The organism is Chromobacterium haemolyticum (assembly GCF_002081825.1).
Classification (GTDB): Bacteria; Pseudomonadota; Gammaproteobacteria; order Burkholderiales; family Chromobacteriaceae; genus Chromobacterium; species Chromobacterium fluminis.
In genome coordinates this window covers 79,670-95,229 of record NZ_MUKU01000019.1, presented here as the reverse complement: position 1 = coordinate 95,229, position 15,560 = coordinate 79,670, and the positions used below count along the sequence as shown (strand labels likewise).

The window sequence follows — 15,560 nt, the reverse complement described above, 5'->3', positions numbered from 1 at the left end:
ATACCACCAGCAGTGTTTGCGGCACGCTATCGCCAGCAGCGGACCACCGAACTATCAAGCAGTACCACTACCATGCAAACCTAGGACTTCTCTCCTTATCGCTGGTATGGCTGGAGGGGGAAGATCACAGCAGCACGCGGTAGCCGCGCTGGTACAGCGGGTCCAGCCCGTGCTCGCGCATGGCTTGCAGCCGGGCGGGTCCGGCCAGGGTGAGGTCGATTTTGACGCCGTCTGCGTAGATGGCCAGGCGGGTGGGCCAGGCTTGGCCTTCGCCCAGGCGCAGCACGGTGAGCAGGGGGCCGATGTCGCGCAGCCAGCCGTCGTCCGCGGCCAGCGCCGCCGGGTCCGGGCCGATGATTTCCAGGTCCAGATCGGAATGGATGTCGGCGCTGCCATCAATGCGGGCAAAGGAGCCGGTGAGGATCAGCGCGTCCACGTCCGGGCGTTGCTGCGCCCAGGCGATGGCGGCGTTCAGGCGTTGGGCCTGGGGGGTATCGATTCGCATGGCAAAAAGGTAGGAGAAGGCTGATATCGGATTATGGATTGTTTTGAAAGTTTCTATTTTATTACCCACAGGAGTGAGAAAAATATAGCGATTTCAATTTGTAGGTAAAATTGTTTGGTTTTCAAGTTGTAAAACTGTGGCCTTGATGTCCTCAATAAACCATGGCTCATGGGATGAGGCCAAAATGACCTTCCGTTCCGCCAGTTGGCGTACTAGGGTGCTCAGGTAGGCAACGGCAGCGCTATCCAAGCCATTGATTGGCTCATCTAGCAAGATGACTTCAGGGTCTCCCATCAGGCTGGCAACCAACATGAATTTGCGTTGCATTCCCAAGGACATGGCCTGAAAACGCAGTTGCAGTTTGTCGGCTAGTTTGAGATGGTGAAGCAGGTCATCGATATCATCCAGCTGAGATAGCCCTTTGCAAGAGGCGATCAGCTTAAGATAGCTCTCACCTGTTAAAAAAGGGTAGACACAGGGCTGATCAGGCATAAACCCCAGTTTGCTTTTTGCCTGTAATGGTTGGCTTTTAAGAGAATAGCCAGAAATTAGAACATCGCCTTGGGCGGGTGTGATAATACCCGCACACATTGCCAGAAGTGTCGATTTTCCAGCACCATTAATCCCAGTTAGTGCGTAAGCCCCGCACTTTAAGGATAAGGATAGTTGGTGTAGCATGGGTGTGCCGTTAGGGAAAGCGATATATACATCACGTAATTGCAAAGGATGTTTATTCATAGGAGGTACCATGTTGAAAACATGGCGAGCGGAAAGCCGCCATAAACCAATATCATGCGCCAGGATTGCCAATGTAAAGGAATTTGGCCTGCAATAAAGGATGCTGATAATGTGACTGTTAGTAGTCCGGCAAGAGAATTAACGTTAAGTAATTTTATTTGTGCTGAAATGAAGGGGATTATTAAAATGGCGGCAAGTAAAGTGACCACGAAAGTTCTCGCCAGAGTATATTTGACGGAGGAAATAGGGAGTGATAGTAAAAAATAGCGTCCCTGTTCGGTTAGTTCTTGACAGCTGTCGTGTAGGCCGTACAGCACAATAAGGATTATGGTGCTGCCAACGACAGAAAGTCCCCATGCGCGATCTGACATGCCAAAATAATTACTTGCATACCAAACTAGGCTGACTACAACTAAGCCGATCATTAGTCGTCCAAACAGCGCCGCTCTGCCCTGATGCCACAAGCCCTGCAGCATCAAGTAGGCTAGCGTCACTACTGGGAACTGTATAGGGGGGCTAGGTAAGTGCTTGAATTGTTGTTGACTGACGGTGGTGGTGGGGATTGCTATAGACAATAATAAACACCCCAGACCTAATTCTAAGTGTAGCGCGCCAAGCAGGGCTCTTCCTGATATGGCGAATAGTGCCTTAATTAAATACCCTCGATATGCAAGCCAAGTAATCAACGTGTCGGCAAATAGCCAAGGTAGTAAGGTTGCAATGACAGTATTGAATTCAGGATTGGTTTTGTAGTATGCCAAAACATACAAGAGAAGTAGAGGTAGCGCAGCTTCTAGTAGTTTTATGGCTTGTAAAGTATATGTAATGGGTGTCGGAATCGGTAAGGATTGCATCCATACAGCAAAATTGCTGCCTTGTAGGCCTTGCCGCTGCCACGCGATCCAACCGTAAAAGATGAATGCCCATGTGAGTGAAAGAGTAAATTGTGTATTTCTTGTGGTGCCTTCTACCCAAGTCGATGCCACAAGCTTGAGTAGAAGACTAGGGTCTTGCCAGAATACTTGTAGTAGAGGGGAGAATAACAATATTAATTTAAAGTTTCGTCCAATGATTTCTCGGATGCTCTGACGCCAAAAATGGCGCTGTGCTCTTAATAGTTGGTAGAAGCGTAGTGTACTAGCAACTACTACAGTGTTCTGTGATTTTCCGATAGAGATTTTATGTTTTCTACTCGGCATAGTTATGCAATTGTTCGTCAAATTTCATTAAACTGATAAAGTTCGGATTGGAACTCTGTTTGGCTTGTTCAATAAGGTTCTGTAAGTGAGGTTCAGGTAGTTTGCTATGTTTTAAGCCACGCAGCGCCGCTAATTTTATTCGATTGCATTTGCTAGATAGTGATAGGTCAGTTAGTAAATCTACAGTGTTTTCATCAGCCATGAGTCCTGCTATTTCTACCACATGTGCACGCAAATAGATAGTAGATGCTGGTGAAGAGTTTGCTATGCATGAATGATCAAGATCGAAAAAATACTGATCCCGTTGCGTGTGTTTTGGATTGGCTATCATTAAATTAAGTGAGATAGTTAAAGATTCTGGTGGGATTTGTAGGTGAGCATCTTGATGTGGGCGATAGATCATTACTTTCCCAACAGGTAGTTGAGTGCGCTCCAAAAAATTTAATTTAATAGGTTCCCCTACGTAGCCAATTACAGATGAGGAGTCATACTCATAAATTTCAGTGGTATATCCTGGGCCATGGTAGCCAACTGTTGCAAATAAAAAATTATGATCGTGGGCCATCCGATAAGAGAAAACAGCAGCCATTCTGTCTGCTAGTGGGCCTTGTTGTTGAGGTAGTGGGAACCACATATTGCCACGCAAAAAGAAATTGTTTCCGCTGCCAATAATAAAGCTCTGTGGGTTATAGAAAGAAGTTTCTTTTCCTAACAAATAATTTTTTAGATCCCGCTGTAGGATGTCTGGCACTAACCTTCTATTGTTGGCTAAAGCTTTAAGCCAAGGGGCGGCTTCTTTGACGCTTTCAATGTCGTTTATGTCTATTGAGGCGTGGATTTTTTCAATGAACTCCTCTGTATTCAAAGAGGAATCTATTTGAGGGTAAAAGCTATAAGCCATGTTGTTGTCTTTGTTGAGATTGTTCTATCGTGGATAGGAAAGACTGCGCCATAATGCATATCTGGGGGTGTGGGTCGTGGCTGAATTTTTTCAATAATTGAATGGCTGTTTCTCGTGATAATTTTGCGATTTGTTGTAATGCGTGCCATCGAATAAAGAAATCATGGTGTTTTGCTAACTCATGAAGAGTGAAAATTGTTTCAGATGTAGGCATTTCTGTCATTGCTGATGCGATAGACATGAGTTCTGAGCTTGCTTGGCTTGCAGCAATTGCTTGTATGGCGTGTCCATTGGTACGATCAAACATCCATTGTAGGCAAGTAAATGGTGAGTACAGTTTAAATGCAATACACTGATGGGATGGCTGAAAATCGTACAGATATCGTTGTGCGTTGACATAGAGTACCTCGCCAGGTGCCAGTACACAGTGTTCGACATTATTCAAGTCTAATTGAAGCTTAGGATTGAATTGATCATGCTTCATTGACGCGGGGAGATTATATTTTTTGTAGGGGAGGGAGTTTGACCCAATAATGCCAAGGAAGATATTAAATGGATATGAGTATAAGGCCTTGCTTGTTCGGGTGTAGTGAAAGTATTTAAGTGTCAAAATCTTATTCTTAAATAGAGTCCATCCTTCTGTGTCCCATTCTGAATTTTCATATTCTGGATTGTTTAGAATGTAGGTTAATTGGGTGTTTAGTAAGCCTGAGTGAGGAGTGGAGCGGTATAGATCCAAGAAGTGAGGTTGTAGTAAGTTAAAGTTGTCTTTTGCTAGATTGGTTAGTGAGATTAATTTCTGAGAGATTTGGTCTCTGCTAAACATGAGGCCTCCAGGTAAAATTGAATAATTGGTAAGCAAGCCAGATAACAATAGACCAAAGTATGACAGAGGTGGACATGTAGTAGATGATTTTGCTACGTTTTAATCCGAGTGTTGCAGCAATGGCGCTTGATAGCGTGGCACCAATAGCTAGTGGGCCGATCACTGCAAAGAAAATTTCTCCATAATTTCGGTAAAAACGTTCAGCTAAACTGTTTCCTGATTTTGAATTGATTGAGAAGTATTTGATAATTGTGAGATGAGCTTTTTCACCTAGAAGTGAAGTAATATAAATTCCTAGCAGTGCTCCGATGCAAGCAAGAGGAATGGTTAGTGACATTGGTACGCCAAATTTTATGCCAACTGGTATGGCAATCCACATTTCAATCATCCCAAGTAGTACTATTGTTAGTGCGTTCATATTAAATATATTTGCAAGAATATAATTGTTGCTATGTTTGGAGCATGACTGTTGCCAGTACATGCTCCATTAGCTAATGCTCCGACCGCTTGGCTAGATTCAGAGCGGCCAAACAATCAAAACGACGGCAGCTGCGGCGCATGGTAAACCGCCAACTGAGTCGGACTCCCCTGCTGGAGCAACTTCATAGCCTAAGTTTGGAATATTTAAACTTGTTTCAATGCCTTTGGCATTGTTTGTGGCATTTTTCGTTGTGTAATCCATTTATTTCTCCTTTGTGGTTTGATATATACATATTTAATAACATCCGCATATTTTTGCGGCAATTCCACTGTATGTGTCTGAATGTTGAGATGTCAAAAATTTGCGAAATAGCGACGAATATTTATGTGGCTTTGTTGTTTTGTTGCAAATTGTCAGTTTTGTGCTACGCAGCATATCTTTCATTCTCCTAGTGATGGTGTGAGGTCGATACCTTGATCTACAGAGAGAGATCTGCGATGGAGGTCTTGTCCGTGATAGTTTTGCAGCCAGGAGCGTGCTAGCTCCGCATAAGGCTGGGAAAAATCCATAAGGGGAACATTTTGCTGATATTTGAAGCGCTAGGATTGGCGGGCTTAGCGGGTCGCAGTTGTTTCCGGCCGATGCTGCTGGCGGGAGGTGACGCGCGGGCGTTTGGGTGGTGCCTTGCACTGCCGCGTAGCGGTCGAATGCGGCTTCCAGCATGCTTTCACCACCGGTCAACGGTGGCGGCAGCCGTTGCAATTGCTGCAGATTGGCGGCGCGGATGTGGCTGGTCAGCAGGTAGCCGCCGGCCTGCTGTTGCGGCGGTTCTGGTCGTGTTTGTAGCTAGGCCAGCGTGGACAGCATTGTGCTGAGCGTGTCGGTCGGCACCTCCAGCCGGAAGAGCTGGATGAGCTAGCACACATGGCGGCCGGCCAGGTGCATGCTTTCGCAAGCGCGAGAAGGTTCCGACGCGGCCGGATTAGGGTCAGGGGGCGGGCTCGCTCAGCCGCCGCCGCAGGGCGTCGAGCAGCTTGTCGCAGGCGCTCAGTTGTTCCAGCGCCAGCCATTCGTCCGGCTGGTGCGCCTGGGCGATGCTGCCGGGGCCCAGCACCACGGCGGGGATGCCGGCTTGTTGGGAGAACAGTCCGGCTTCGGTGCCGAAGGAAACCTTGGCCGGCGCGCGGGCGTCGCCCAGCAGCGATTGGGCGAAGCACACCACCTCGGCGTCCGGCGCGGTGAGCAGGCCGGGGTAGGCGCTGCGTTCGGTGAAGACGATGTCGGCGTCGGGGTCCACGGCGCGCATGGCGGGCAGCAGTTGTTGGCGGGCAAAGTCCATGATGGCGGACAGCAGCGTTTGCGGCTCGTCTTCCGGCAGGTGGCGGATTTCAAATTCGAATTCGCTGTGCTCGGGGATGATGTTGAGCGCGGTGCCGCCGCGCATGGCGCCCACGTGCAGGGTGGTGTGGGGCGCGGGGTAGAGCGGGTCGAACGGGCCTTCCGCCGCGCGCCGGCGCGCCAGTTGGCGGATGAAGACGATGAGTTCCGCCGCGTATTCCACGGCATTGACGCCGGCTTGGGGCAGGCTGGAGTGCCCGGACTTGCCGCGCAGGCGCACGTGGTAGGCGAGCTTGCCCTTGTGGGCGGCTACCACGCGCATGAGGGTGGGTTCGCCGACGATGGCCATTCTGGGCAAGGCCGGCAGCCCGCCCAGCACGTCCAGCAGCCGGCGCACGCCGATGCAGCCGATTTCTTCGTCGTAGCTCAGCGCAATGTGCAGCGGGGTGCAGAGCCCGGCGGCGGCGAAGTCCGGCACGGCGGCCAGCACGGCGGCGATGAAGCCTTTCATGTCGGCGCTGCCGCGGCCGTAGGCGCGCTGGTCCCGAACTTGGAGGCGGAAGGGGTCGCCGCTCCAGGCTTGGCCGTCCACCGGCACCACGTCGGTGTGGCCGGCCAGCATCACGCCGCCCCGGTCCGCGGGGCCGATGGTGGCGTAGAGGTTGGCCTTGCCGCCGTCTTCGCTGCGGATCAGCTGGCTGGAGATGCCCCAGCCGGCCAGGTAGTCGCGCACAAAGTGGATCAGTTCCAGGTTGGAGAGGTGGCTGACGGTGTCGAAGCCGACCAGCCGCTCCAGCATGGCCAGCGAGCTGTAGCGTTGCATCATGGGTCTCCCGCCACGCCGTAGCTGGGCGCATGCTGCGGGGTCAGCGCCCGGGCAAGGTAGGCGTCCATTTGCGGCTGGTAGCGCCGCCACAGCTCGGCCAGTTCCGCCACGGGTTGGCCGTCGCTCCAGTCTATGCGCAGATTGATGGCCGGCCAGGCGGTATCGGCTGTGGCCAGCAGGCAGGCGGAATGGATGGGGCCGGCCTCTCCGCCCGCGTCCACCGCGGCTTGCAGCGCCGCCAGCAGGCGTTCCGGCAGGCCGCCGCCGGCGGCCTCGTAGGCAGCCACCATGGCTTGGGGCAGTTCGGCCGTGGCCAGCAGGTTGCCGCCGGCGGCGCAGTCGCGGCCGGTGGTGGCGCCATGCAGGCCCAGTGCGTGCCGGCCGGTGATCACTTGCGGCCGGCCTTGAAGCGGGGCCAGCACCAGTTGCCGCCACTCCAGGTGAGGGTCCGCCGCCAGCAGGCCGGCGCGCAGCGCGTCGTCTGCGCCGCCCGTCGCCATCAGTTCCAGCGCCAGCGGGCCCAGCAGCGGGTTGCTCACGTTCTGGCTCAGCGCGGCGCCCACGCCGGCGCGCACATGGGCGCAACGGCTGGCCACGCAGATGCTGGAGGAGGCGATGGCGACGCCCACCATGCCGCTGTCCCGGCAGCGGGCCGCGATGGAGAAGGTCATCCGCGGCGCTCCTGGGGGATGACGGCGGTGACGTCGATTTCCACCAGCCATTCCGGGCGCGCCAGCGCCGACACCACCAGGCCGGTGGATACCGGGTAGACGCCTTTCAGCCATCGGCCCACCACCAGATAAACGGCTTCGCGGTAGCGCGGGTCGGTGAGGTAGATCACGATTTTGCAGATGTCGCCCAGTTCGCTGCCGGCTTCTTCCAGCAGCAGTTTGACATTGGCCATCGCTTGTTCGGCCTGGGCGGCCACGTCGCCTATGCCTACGGATTCGCGGCTGTCCAGGTCCTGGCCGATCTGGCCGCGCAGGAAGACGAGATTGCCGGCCACCACGGCCTGACATAGGTCGTTGTCCAGTTTTTGCTCCGGGTAGGTTTGCCGGGTGTTGAACGGTCGGATGCGGGTGTGGGTCATGGCGGGCTCCGTTAAGCTTGTGCGCGTTGGCCGGCGTCGCGGTAGGCGGCGTATTGGCGTTGGATGGCGATGTGGTCGGCAATGAAACGGGCGTCGTGCCATACCCCCCAGAGGAAGGAGGAGCCGCGATGGGACAGCCAGGGCAGGCCCAGGAAGTAGACGCCGGGCTCGCTGGACACGCCGCGCTGGTGTTGCGGCTGGCCCTGTTCGTTGAAGGCCGGGACTTGCAGCCAGCTGTAATCCGCGGCGTAGCCGGTGGCCCAGACGATGCTGGCGACGCCGGCCGCGGCCAGGTCCAGCTCCAGGATGGGGCGGGTCACGCATTCCGGGTCCGGCGGTATATGGCGCGCGGTCGGCTCCTCCGGCAGGTCCAGCCGGTTGCGCTCGATATAGGCGTCCGCCGCCGCCAGCAGGGCGAGGTAGTTGGCGTCGCCGCGGGCGAGGTTGTCTGCCAGGTCCGGGGCGAAACGGGCCGCGCCGCGCTCAAACGCTTGGGCGCTGCCCAGCAGGGTGACGCCTTCATGCGCCAGCGCGCGAAAGTCCACGGTGTGGCCGCCGCGTGCGCCGCTGACGGCGATGGTGACGTGGGCGGCGTCCGGTTTGGGGGCGCTGGCGGTCCATTCGCCCAATACGCCCAGCCACCAGCAGAAGTCGCGCTGGCGGTAGGCGCGCGGCGGGCGGTTGTGCGCGCCCACGGAGAGATAGACGCGCTTGCCGGCGCGTTGTAGTTCGTCGGCGATCTGCACGCCGGAGGAGCCGGCGCCCACCACTAGCACCGCGCCCTCCGGCAGTTGTTCCGGCGCGCGGTAGTGGGCGGAGTGGATTTGCAACAGCGCGTCGTTCTTGGGCGCGATGGCCGGGATGACGGGCTGTTGGAAGGGGCCGGTGGCGGCCACCACGCGCTCGGCCTGGAAGGCGCCGGCCGAGGTTTCCACGATGAAGCCGGACCGGTCCGGGTGGCGGCTGACTTTCAGCACCTCCACCCCGGTGAGGATGGGCGCGTTGATTTTTTGGGCGTAGGCGGCCAGGTAGTCCGCCACGCGTTCCTTGGGCGCGAAGGCGTCCGGGTCCAGGCCGGCGAATTCCAGGCCGGGAAAGCGGTCATGCCAGGCCGGGCCGTTGCAGACCAATGAATCCCAGCGTTGGCTGCGCCAGCGTTCGGCGATGCGGTGGCGCTCCAGCACGATGTGGGGCACATCGTGGCGGCTGAGGTGTTCGCTGATGGCGATGCCGGCCTGGCCGGCGCCGATGATCAGCGTGTCTGTCTTGTCGATTGCCATCTTGACGCCTCCTGTTGCGTGCTTGACAAGGGCAGTCTACGAAGCCAGGCTGGATACGGAAAATAGTTATATTGTCTGCATTGAATAATTTTTAATTATGCAATACACCCTGAGGCAGTTGGCTTATCTGGTCGCCGTGGCGGATCACGGCAGCGTCACCGCGGCGGCCAAGGCGCTGCACACGTCGCAGCCCGGCGTGTCCAGCGCCATCGCCCAGTTGGAGGAGGTGTTCGGCCTGCAGCTGTTCATGCGCCACCACGCGCGCGGGGTGTCGCTGACGCCGGCCGGGCGCAGCTTCATCGCCGCCGCGCGTCAGTTGCTGAAGCAGGCGGAGGAGTTGACGCCGCAGGCGCAGGAGATCAGCCAGTCCTTGCGCGGCCGGGTGACGCTGGGTTGTTTCACCACTATCGCGCCCATCCTGCTGCCGCGGCTGTTGTCCGCTTTGCGCGACGCTTACCCGGAGCTGGAGGTGGATTTGCTGGAGGGCGACGCCCGGCAGCTGCGGGAGGCGCTGGCGGATGGGCGGATCGAGTTGGCTTTGGCTTACGACCTGGGCCTGCCGGAGAGCTTGCACAAGCTGCCGCTGTCCGGCGCGCGCCCTTATGCCTTGGTGGCGGCGAATCATCCACTGGCCGGGCGCGGCAAGGTGTCGTTGGCGGAGCTGACGGCGGAACCCCTGGTGCTGCTGGACCTGCCGCACAGCCGCGAGTATTTCCTGTCCTTGTTCCGGCAGCAGCGGCTGGAGCCGAAAGTGGGGCTGCGCACCATCAATTTCGAGCTGGCGCGCGGGCTGGTGGCGGCGGGCTTCGGCTATGCCTTGCTCAATTTGCGGCCGGAGGTGGACGTGGCTTACGGCGGCGGCAAGCTGGCCTGCCTGGACATCGCCGACGAGGTGCCGCGGCTGCCCATCATGCTGGCCTGGCCGCAGGCCTTGAGGCTGACGCGCAAGGCGGAGGCGGTGCGTGAGTTGTGTTTGCAATTATTGGGAGGCGCTGCCGACGAGGGCCGCCCTGAGAACCTGTTCAAAGTCTGCTGCGCTTCGGCGATACGGCGTTAAAAACAAGCTCAAAATGCTCATGTACCACTTGTACATTCCGCTTTTTCGCTCGTTTTCGCCTTGTCTCGCTCTTGCTCGCGAGGCTTTGAACAGGCTCTGAGGGGACTTTGGCCGTTTGTTCATACACAAAAACACATTTGTGATAATGTGGTACTGATCTATCTATCTGGAGTAACAGGCCATGAGTCGTTTGACCATTGATGTGACCGAGCAGCAGCACCAGGCTCTCAAGGCTGCGGCCGCGTTGCAAGGTAAAACGATCAAGCAGTACGCTCTTGAGCGGCTGTTTCCTTCGGCATCCGACGAGGGCCAGGCGCTTGAAGATTTGAAAGCGCTGCTGGCCCTCCGCATGGCCGAGGCGCAGAGGGGGGAGGTGATCGACCGCAGCATCACCGATATTGCCGGTGAAGCGCTGGCATCGAGCAAGTCTGAGTGAGCAGGCCTTATATCCTTACCAAGAGCGCCGCCGCCGATATTCGAGAGCTCGCTCGCTACACCGCTAAGCACTGGGGCGATTCGCAGTGTCGGACCTATATCGAGCAGATCGAGAAGGCCGCCGCCGCTGTGGCAACTGGCAAAGGGGTGTTCAAGGATATGAGTTCGCTGCTTCCCGGCTTAAGGGTGAAGGCGGCTGGGCGCCATTACATTTTCTGTCTTCCTCGGGTGAACGGTCCGGCTTTGATTCTTGCCGTCTTGCATGAGCGAATGGACATCATCGCCCGTCTCAGGGACAGGCTGGCTTATTCCGCTGAATAGAGGCGGCATCGTTTGATGCAAAGCTGTTCTAAGTGGCGAATAGCTTGGTTTGGTGGTTTTCTCGTCAGATTTTTCCAAGTTTTCAAATGAAAAGGCCAGGCAGCAGCCTGGCCTAGCCGCTCGCTTATCCGTCCCTCTAGCGCAGGCCCATCTCCTCAGCGGTGCGGTCCACGGCGATGCGGGTCTTGTCTATGAGTTCGTCGATCTCGCCACGGCTGATCACCAGCGCCGGCGCCATGATCATGCGGCCAAGCGTGGACCGTAGGATCACGCCCTCATCAAAGCCTATGCTGCGGCAGCGCCAGCTGATGTCGGTTTCGTCGGCGAAGCGCTGTCGCGTGGTTTTGTCGCGGCAGAACTGCAAGGCCGCCACCAGGCCAGCACCCTGGATTTCGCCCACCAGCGGGTGTTGGCTAAACACCTCGCGCAGGCAGGTTTGCAGATAGGGGCCGGTGTCCGTCCTGGCGCGCTCGACCAGTCCTTCGTCTTGCAGCACGCCCAGGTTGGCCAGGGCCACGGCGGCGGCCACCGGGTGGCCGGAGTAGGTCAGGCCGTGGGCGAAGACGCCGCCTTGCTCCACCAGCGTTTCGCCGATGCGGCGCGACAGCACCAGGCCGCCCATGGGGATGTAGCCGGAGGTCAGGCCCTTGGCGATGCTGAGCGTGTCCGGCTGAAAGTGGAAATGCTGATGGGCGAACCATTCCCCGGTGCGGCCAAAGCCGCCTATCACCTCGTCGGCGCATAGCAGCACCTCGTACTGGCGGCAGATGCGCTGGATTTCCGGCCAATAGCTGTCCGGCGGGAAGATCATGCCGCCGGCGCCCTGGAAGGGTTCGGCCACGAAGGCGGCCACCTTGTCGGCGCCCAGCGCCAGAATCTTGTCTTCCAGCTCTTGCGCGCATTGACGGCCAAACGCTTCCGGGCTCAGCCCGCCGCCGTGGGCGAACCAGTACGGTTCGCCGATGTGTTCCACGCCGGGGATGGGCAGGTCTCCCATCTCATGCATGAACTTCATGCCGCCCAGGCTGGCGCTGCCTACGGTGGAGCCGTGGTAGCCGTTGTGGCGGCCAATGAAGATTTTCTTGTCCGGCTTGCCCATCACGTCCCAATAACGGCGCACGCAGCGGATCAGCAGCTCGTTGGCTTCGGAGCCGGAGTTGGTGTAGATCACGTGGCGGTAGTCGCCGGGCAGCAGGGAAAACAGCCGTTCGGAGAGTTCGTTCACCGCCGGGTGGGTGGTGTGGAAGAACACATTGTAGTAGCTGAGCTGTTGCAGCTGCCGGGCGGCGGCGGCAATCAGCTCCTGCCGGCCGTAGCCCACCTGGGTGCACCACAGGCCGGACATGCCGTCCAGATAGCGCTTGCCGTCGGTGTCCCACAGATAGACGCCTCGGCCCTCGGCCATCACCCGCGGGCCTTCCTGGTTCAGGGCTTTCTGATCTAGAAAGGCGTTGATGTGGTGGGCGGCGTCCAGTTGCTGGTAGTCGCGGGTGCTGCGGCGGGGTGTGAAAGCGGTCATGACGGTCTCCTTGTCGGGGATGGGGCCGGATGGGGCCGGCGTTTGGCTATTGCCGGGTCAGCGCCTGGTCCAGCGGTTCCGGGCTGAACAGCGGTTTGCGCATCACCAGCTTGATCCACAGGACGGCGATCAAGGACACCAGGCCCAGCACGAGGCCGGCGATGGCGAAGATGGCGGCGCTCATGTCCGGGCTGGGCGACACGTGGTAGATGGCGATCAGCATGCCGACGATGCCCAGGCATTGCGGCAGTGGGTAGAACGGGGTTTTGAAGGGGCGGGCCAGCGTGGGGTAGCGGCGGCGCAGGGCGATCACGTCCAGGTGGCAGATGATGTAGGCCAGCAGCCAGGCGATGGCCGCCGCCAGCAACAGCAGGCCTATGGTGTCGGGGTCGTCTCCCATCAGCAGCACCGGCGCGCCGGTGATCAGGGCGACGAAGAGCACCGCCACCCATGGGGTGCGGTAGCGCCGGCTCAGCTGTTTGAACTGGGGAAAGACCTGGCCGTTGCACGCCATGCCGTACAGCATGCGCGGCACAGCCGCCAGGGAGCTGTTGAGCGTGCTGCAGGTGGCGGTGAAGGCGATCACCACCACGGTCAGCTTGCCGGCCTGGCCCAGCAGCGCGGTGGCGTATTGCAGGTGCGGCAGCGGCGCGGCGGTCAGGGTGGCGCGCGGCAGGTGGTAGAGCGCGCCCATGCAGTAGAGGGCGATGGTGATGAAGATCACGCCGAGGCCCAGCATCATCGCCAGCGGGATATCGCGTTGCGGGCGGCGGGTTTCCTCCACCAGCGGGCAGGTGAATTCCGCGCCGACAAAACCCCAGATCGCCAGCGCTCCCAGCGTCAGCACGCCGGCGCCCAGCGGGTTCCAGTCGCTGTTGGCGGCCTGGACCAGCGCCGGGGGGGCTTCGCTGCTCAGCGCGGTTGTCCCCAGCGCCAGCAGCGCGACGATCATCACCAGCGCCAGCGCCGATTGCAGGCGGGCGAACACATCGATGCCCAGCAGGTTGAGCAGGGTGAAGGTCAGCAGCACGCCGTAGGCGACGCCGTTGAGGGGAAAGACGCCGGGATAGACCTGGTTGACGATGCGGTCTAGCAGCAGGAGTTCGGCGGACAGGGCGAACATGGCCACCACCACATAGCCGGAAAAGGTGGCCAGGATGGCGGGGAACTGGCCCAGGGCCACCTCGGTGTAGCTACTGAGGCTGCCGGCGCGGGGAATCATCAGCGCCAGTTCGGAGAAGGAGACGGCGTAGCAGAGCGCCAGCAGGAACGCCAGGCTCAGCGGGATCAGAAAGCCGATGCCGGCCATGCCGACGCCTTGCAGCATCAGCACCATCACGCCTTGGGACACGACGAGGCCAATGGCGACGGCGAGCAGCGGGGCGAGGCCCAGGCTGGCGCGAAAGGGGGCGGGGGCCGGCGGCGGGGCAAGGTGGGCTTGCGGTTTGCGCATGGTGTGTCTCCTACTATCTTGTTGTGCCGACTGCGGGGCGGCGCTTATTCGTCTTGCCATTGAACCCAGGTGGTTTTGAGGTGGGTGTAGTGGTCGACGGCGTATAGGGACAGGTCGCGGCCAAAGCCGGACTGCTTGCAGCCGCCAAACGGCAGGCCGGGGTCCAGGGCGTCCACGGCGTTGATCGAGACGGTGCCGGCGCGTAGCCGTCGCGCCACGCGGTGGGCGCGCGACAGGTCCCGGGTCCACACCGAGGCGGCCAAGCCGTAAGGGCTGTCGTTGGCGATGGCCACGGCCTCGGCTTCGGTGTCGAAGGGCATCACCGCCAATACCGGGCCGAAAACTTCCTCGCGCGCCAGCGCCATGTCCGGGCGGACCTCGGTGAAGACGGTGGGGCGGATGTAGCAATCGCCGCCGTCTACGCAGAGGCGTTCGCCGCCGCACAGCAGGCGGGCGCCTTGGCGGCGGGCTTGGTCGATGTGGGCCATGATGCGCTCCGCCTGGCGGGCGTTGACGATGCAGCCGCTGCGGGTAGCCGGGTCCAGCGGGTTGCCCGGTTGCAGCGCGGCCGCCTCGCGCAGCAGGCGTTCCAGGAAGGCGTCTTGAATGGAGCGTTGCAGCAAGAGCCGCGAGTTGGCCGAGCACACCTGGCCCTGATTGAAGAAAACGCCGAAGGCGGCGCGCCGGGCGGCGGCGTCCAGGTCGCAGTCGTCGAACACCAGATTGGGGCTTTTGCCGCCGCATTCCAGCGCCACGCTTTTCATATTGGAGTCCGCCGCGTAGCGCAGAAAGGCTTTGCCCACGTCGGTGGAGCCGGTGAAGCTCAGGCAATCCACGTCCGGGTGCAGGCCCAGCGGCCGCCCCACCTCGTCGCCGTAGCCCGGCAAGACGTTGAGCACGCCGTCCGGCAGGCCGGCTTCCTGGGCCAGTTGGGCCAGGCGCAAGGCCGACAGCGGGGATTGCTCGGCCGGCTTCAGGATCACGCTATTGCCGGCCATCAGCGCCGGCGCCAGCTTCCACGCCGCCATGTCCAGCGGGAAATTCCACGGGATCACCGCCGCCGCCACGCCCAGCGGTTCGCGGGTGATCAGGGCCAGCGCGTCGTCGGCGCCGGGGGCGACCTCGCCGTACAGCTTGTCGGCGGCTTCGGCGTACCAGTCGAACACGCCGGCGGCGCCCGGCACGTCGATATGGCGCGCGTCGGCAATGGGCTTGCCGATGTCCAGGCAGTCCAGCAGCGCTAGTTCGTCGCCGTGCTGACGGATCAGCGCCGCCAGCTTTTGCAGCACGGCCTTGCGTTGGCGCGGGTGACGGCGCGACCAGACGCCGGATTCGAAGCTGGCGCGGGCGGCCCGCGCCGCCCGTTCGACATCGGCCTCGCCGCAGCGGGCGATCTCGCCCAAGGGCCGGCCGTGGATGGGGCTGGTGTCGGTGAAGGTGCGCCGGTCGGCGGCGGGAACGAAGCGGCCGTTGATGAAGGCGAGGCAAGGTGGGCGCAAATCGGCGGCGCGGCGTTGCCAGTAGGACAGATCCTGCATGGGCATGGCGATCACTCCTGGTTCAGGCGGCGCGACGGGGTGGGGGGACTCACATCATGGCTAGTCTTGTCGCGCAGGCTGGAGTCATACTAGTCAGTCCCCTTGGCGGCGGA

Annotated in this window: 17 protein-coding genes; 3 read left to right on the top strand and 14 right to left on the bottom strand. The window is 59.4% G+C overall.

What is annotated here, in order from left to right:
* Positions 1–124: 124 nt before the first annotated feature.
* From B0T39_RS15250 to B0T39_RS15225, 11 genes are all read right to left on the bottom strand, one after another.
* Complete coding sequence (locus tag B0T39_RS15250) at positions 125–505, bottom strand: aminoglycoside 6-adenylyltransferase (protein WP_081548047.1); 381 nt, start codon at positions 503–505, stop codon at positions 125–127.
* Between the two features lie 93 nt (positions 506–598).
* The gene (locus B0T39_RS15245; protein WP_176219564.1) at positions 599–1,243 is read right to left on the bottom strand and encodes an ATP-binding cassette domain-containing protein; all 645 of its coding nucleotides are present in this window, start codon (positions 1,241–1,243) and stop codon (positions 599–601) included.
* The gene (locus B0T39_RS25145; protein WP_141111246.1) at positions 1,240–2,442 is read right to left on the bottom strand and encodes a hypothetical protein; all 1,203 of its coding nucleotides are present in this window, start codon (positions 2,440–2,442) and stop codon (positions 1,240–1,242) included. Before B0T39_RS25145 ends, B0T39_RS15245 begins: the two co-directional genes overlap by 4 nt.
* Entirely contained in the window at positions 2,432–3,343 is a 912-nt protein-coding gene (locus tag B0T39_RS25140) for a hypothetical protein (RefSeq protein ID WP_141111245.1), read from the bottom strand. Before B0T39_RS25140 ends, B0T39_RS25145 begins: the two co-directional genes overlap by 11 nt.
* Positions 3,333–4,169, bottom strand: coding sequence for a HEAT repeat domain-containing protein (locus tag B0T39_RS25135; protein WP_141111244.1), 837 nt, complete (start codon positions 4,167–4,169; stop codon positions 3,333–3,335). The genes B0T39_RS25140 and B0T39_RS25135 overlap by 11 nt, the downstream gene beginning before the upstream one ends.
* Complete coding sequence (locus B0T39_RS25130) at positions 4,162–4,548, bottom strand: hypothetical protein (protein WP_141111243.1); 387 nt, start codon at positions 4,546–4,548, stop codon at positions 4,162–4,164. The genes B0T39_RS25135 and B0T39_RS25130 overlap by 8 nt, the downstream gene beginning before the upstream one ends.
* Before the next feature lie 138 nt (positions 4,549–4,686).
* Complete coding sequence (locus tag B0T39_RS25670; RefSeq protein WP_176219563.1) at positions 4,687–4,851, bottom strand: hypothetical protein; 165 nt, start codon at positions 4,849–4,851, stop codon at positions 4,687–4,689.
* Positions 4,852–5,578: 727 nt separating this feature from the next.
* On the bottom strand, positions 5,579–6,754 hold the full coding sequence (gene argE, locus B0T39_RS15240) for an acetylornithine deacetylase (RefSeq protein ID WP_254894569.1): 1,176 nt from the start codon (positions 6,752–6,754) through the stop codon (positions 5,579–5,581).
* Complete coding sequence (locus tag B0T39_RS15235; protein WP_081548041.1) at positions 6,751–7,425, bottom strand: DUF1028 domain-containing protein; 675 nt, start codon at positions 7,423–7,425, stop codon at positions 6,751–6,753. The genes argE and B0T39_RS15235 overlap by 4 nt, the downstream gene beginning before the upstream one ends.
* Positions 7,422–7,844 (bottom strand): RidA family protein, encoded by a 423-nt coding sequence (locus B0T39_RS15230; protein WP_081548039.1) that lies wholly within the window; start codon positions 7,842–7,844, stop codon positions 7,422–7,424. Before B0T39_RS15230 ends, B0T39_RS15235 begins: the two co-directional genes overlap by 4 nt.
* 11 nt (positions 7,845–7,855) lie before the next feature.
* Positions 7,856–9,124: a flavin-containing monooxygenase gene (locus B0T39_RS15225; protein ID WP_081548037.1), complete on the bottom strand. Its 1,269-nt coding sequence runs from the start codon at positions 9,122–9,124 to the stop codon at positions 7,856–7,858.
* Between the two features lie 97 nt (positions 9,125–9,221).
* Here B0T39_RS15225 and B0T39_RS15220 point away from each other — a divergent pair, with 97 nt between their 5' ends.
* The 3 genes from B0T39_RS15220 (at position 9,222) to B0T39_RS15210 (ending at position 10,937) form a co-directional block, all read left to right on the top strand.
* A complete protein-coding gene (locus B0T39_RS15220) occupies positions 9,222–10,181 on the top strand; it encodes a LysR family transcriptional regulator (protein ID WP_081548035.1) in 960 nt (319 codons plus the stop codon).
* Between the two features lie 181 nt (positions 10,182–10,362).
* Positions 10,363–10,617, top strand: a complete 255-nt coding sequence (locus B0T39_RS15215) for a type II toxin -antitoxin system TacA 1-like antitoxin (RefSeq protein ID WP_081548034.1) — start codon at positions 10,363–10,365, stop codon at positions 10,615–10,617.
* Positions 10,614–10,937: a type II toxin-antitoxin system RelE/ParE family toxin gene (locus B0T39_RS15210; RefSeq protein ID WP_081548032.1), complete on the top strand. Its 324-nt coding sequence runs from the start codon at positions 10,614–10,616 to the stop codon at positions 10,935–10,937. Before B0T39_RS15215 ends, B0T39_RS15210 begins: the two co-directional genes overlap by 4 nt.
* A gap of 136 nt (positions 10,938–11,073) precedes the next feature.
* Here the strand turns inward: B0T39_RS15210 and B0T39_RS15205 are convergent, their stop codons facing one another.
* The 3 genes from B0T39_RS15205 to B0T39_RS15195 are packed head-to-tail and all read right to left on the bottom strand — an operon-like array spanning position 11,074 to position 15,453.
* Positions 11,074–12,456: an aspartate aminotransferase family protein gene (locus tag B0T39_RS15205; protein WP_081548030.1), complete on the bottom strand. Its 1,383-nt coding sequence runs from the start codon at positions 12,454–12,456 to the stop codon at positions 11,074–11,076.
* 46 nt (positions 12,457–12,502) lie between these two features.
* A complete protein-coding gene (locus tag B0T39_RS15200; RefSeq protein ID WP_081548028.1) occupies positions 12,503–13,909 on the bottom strand; it encodes an APC family permease in 1,407 nt (468 codons plus the stop codon).
* Between the two features lie 44 nt (positions 13,910–13,953).
* Positions 13,954–15,453 (bottom strand): aldehyde dehydrogenase, encoded by a 1,500-nt coding sequence (locus B0T39_RS15195; RefSeq protein WP_254894568.1) that lies wholly within the window; start codon positions 15,451–15,453, stop codon positions 13,954–13,956.
* Positions 15,454–15,560: the final 107 nt, after the last annotated feature.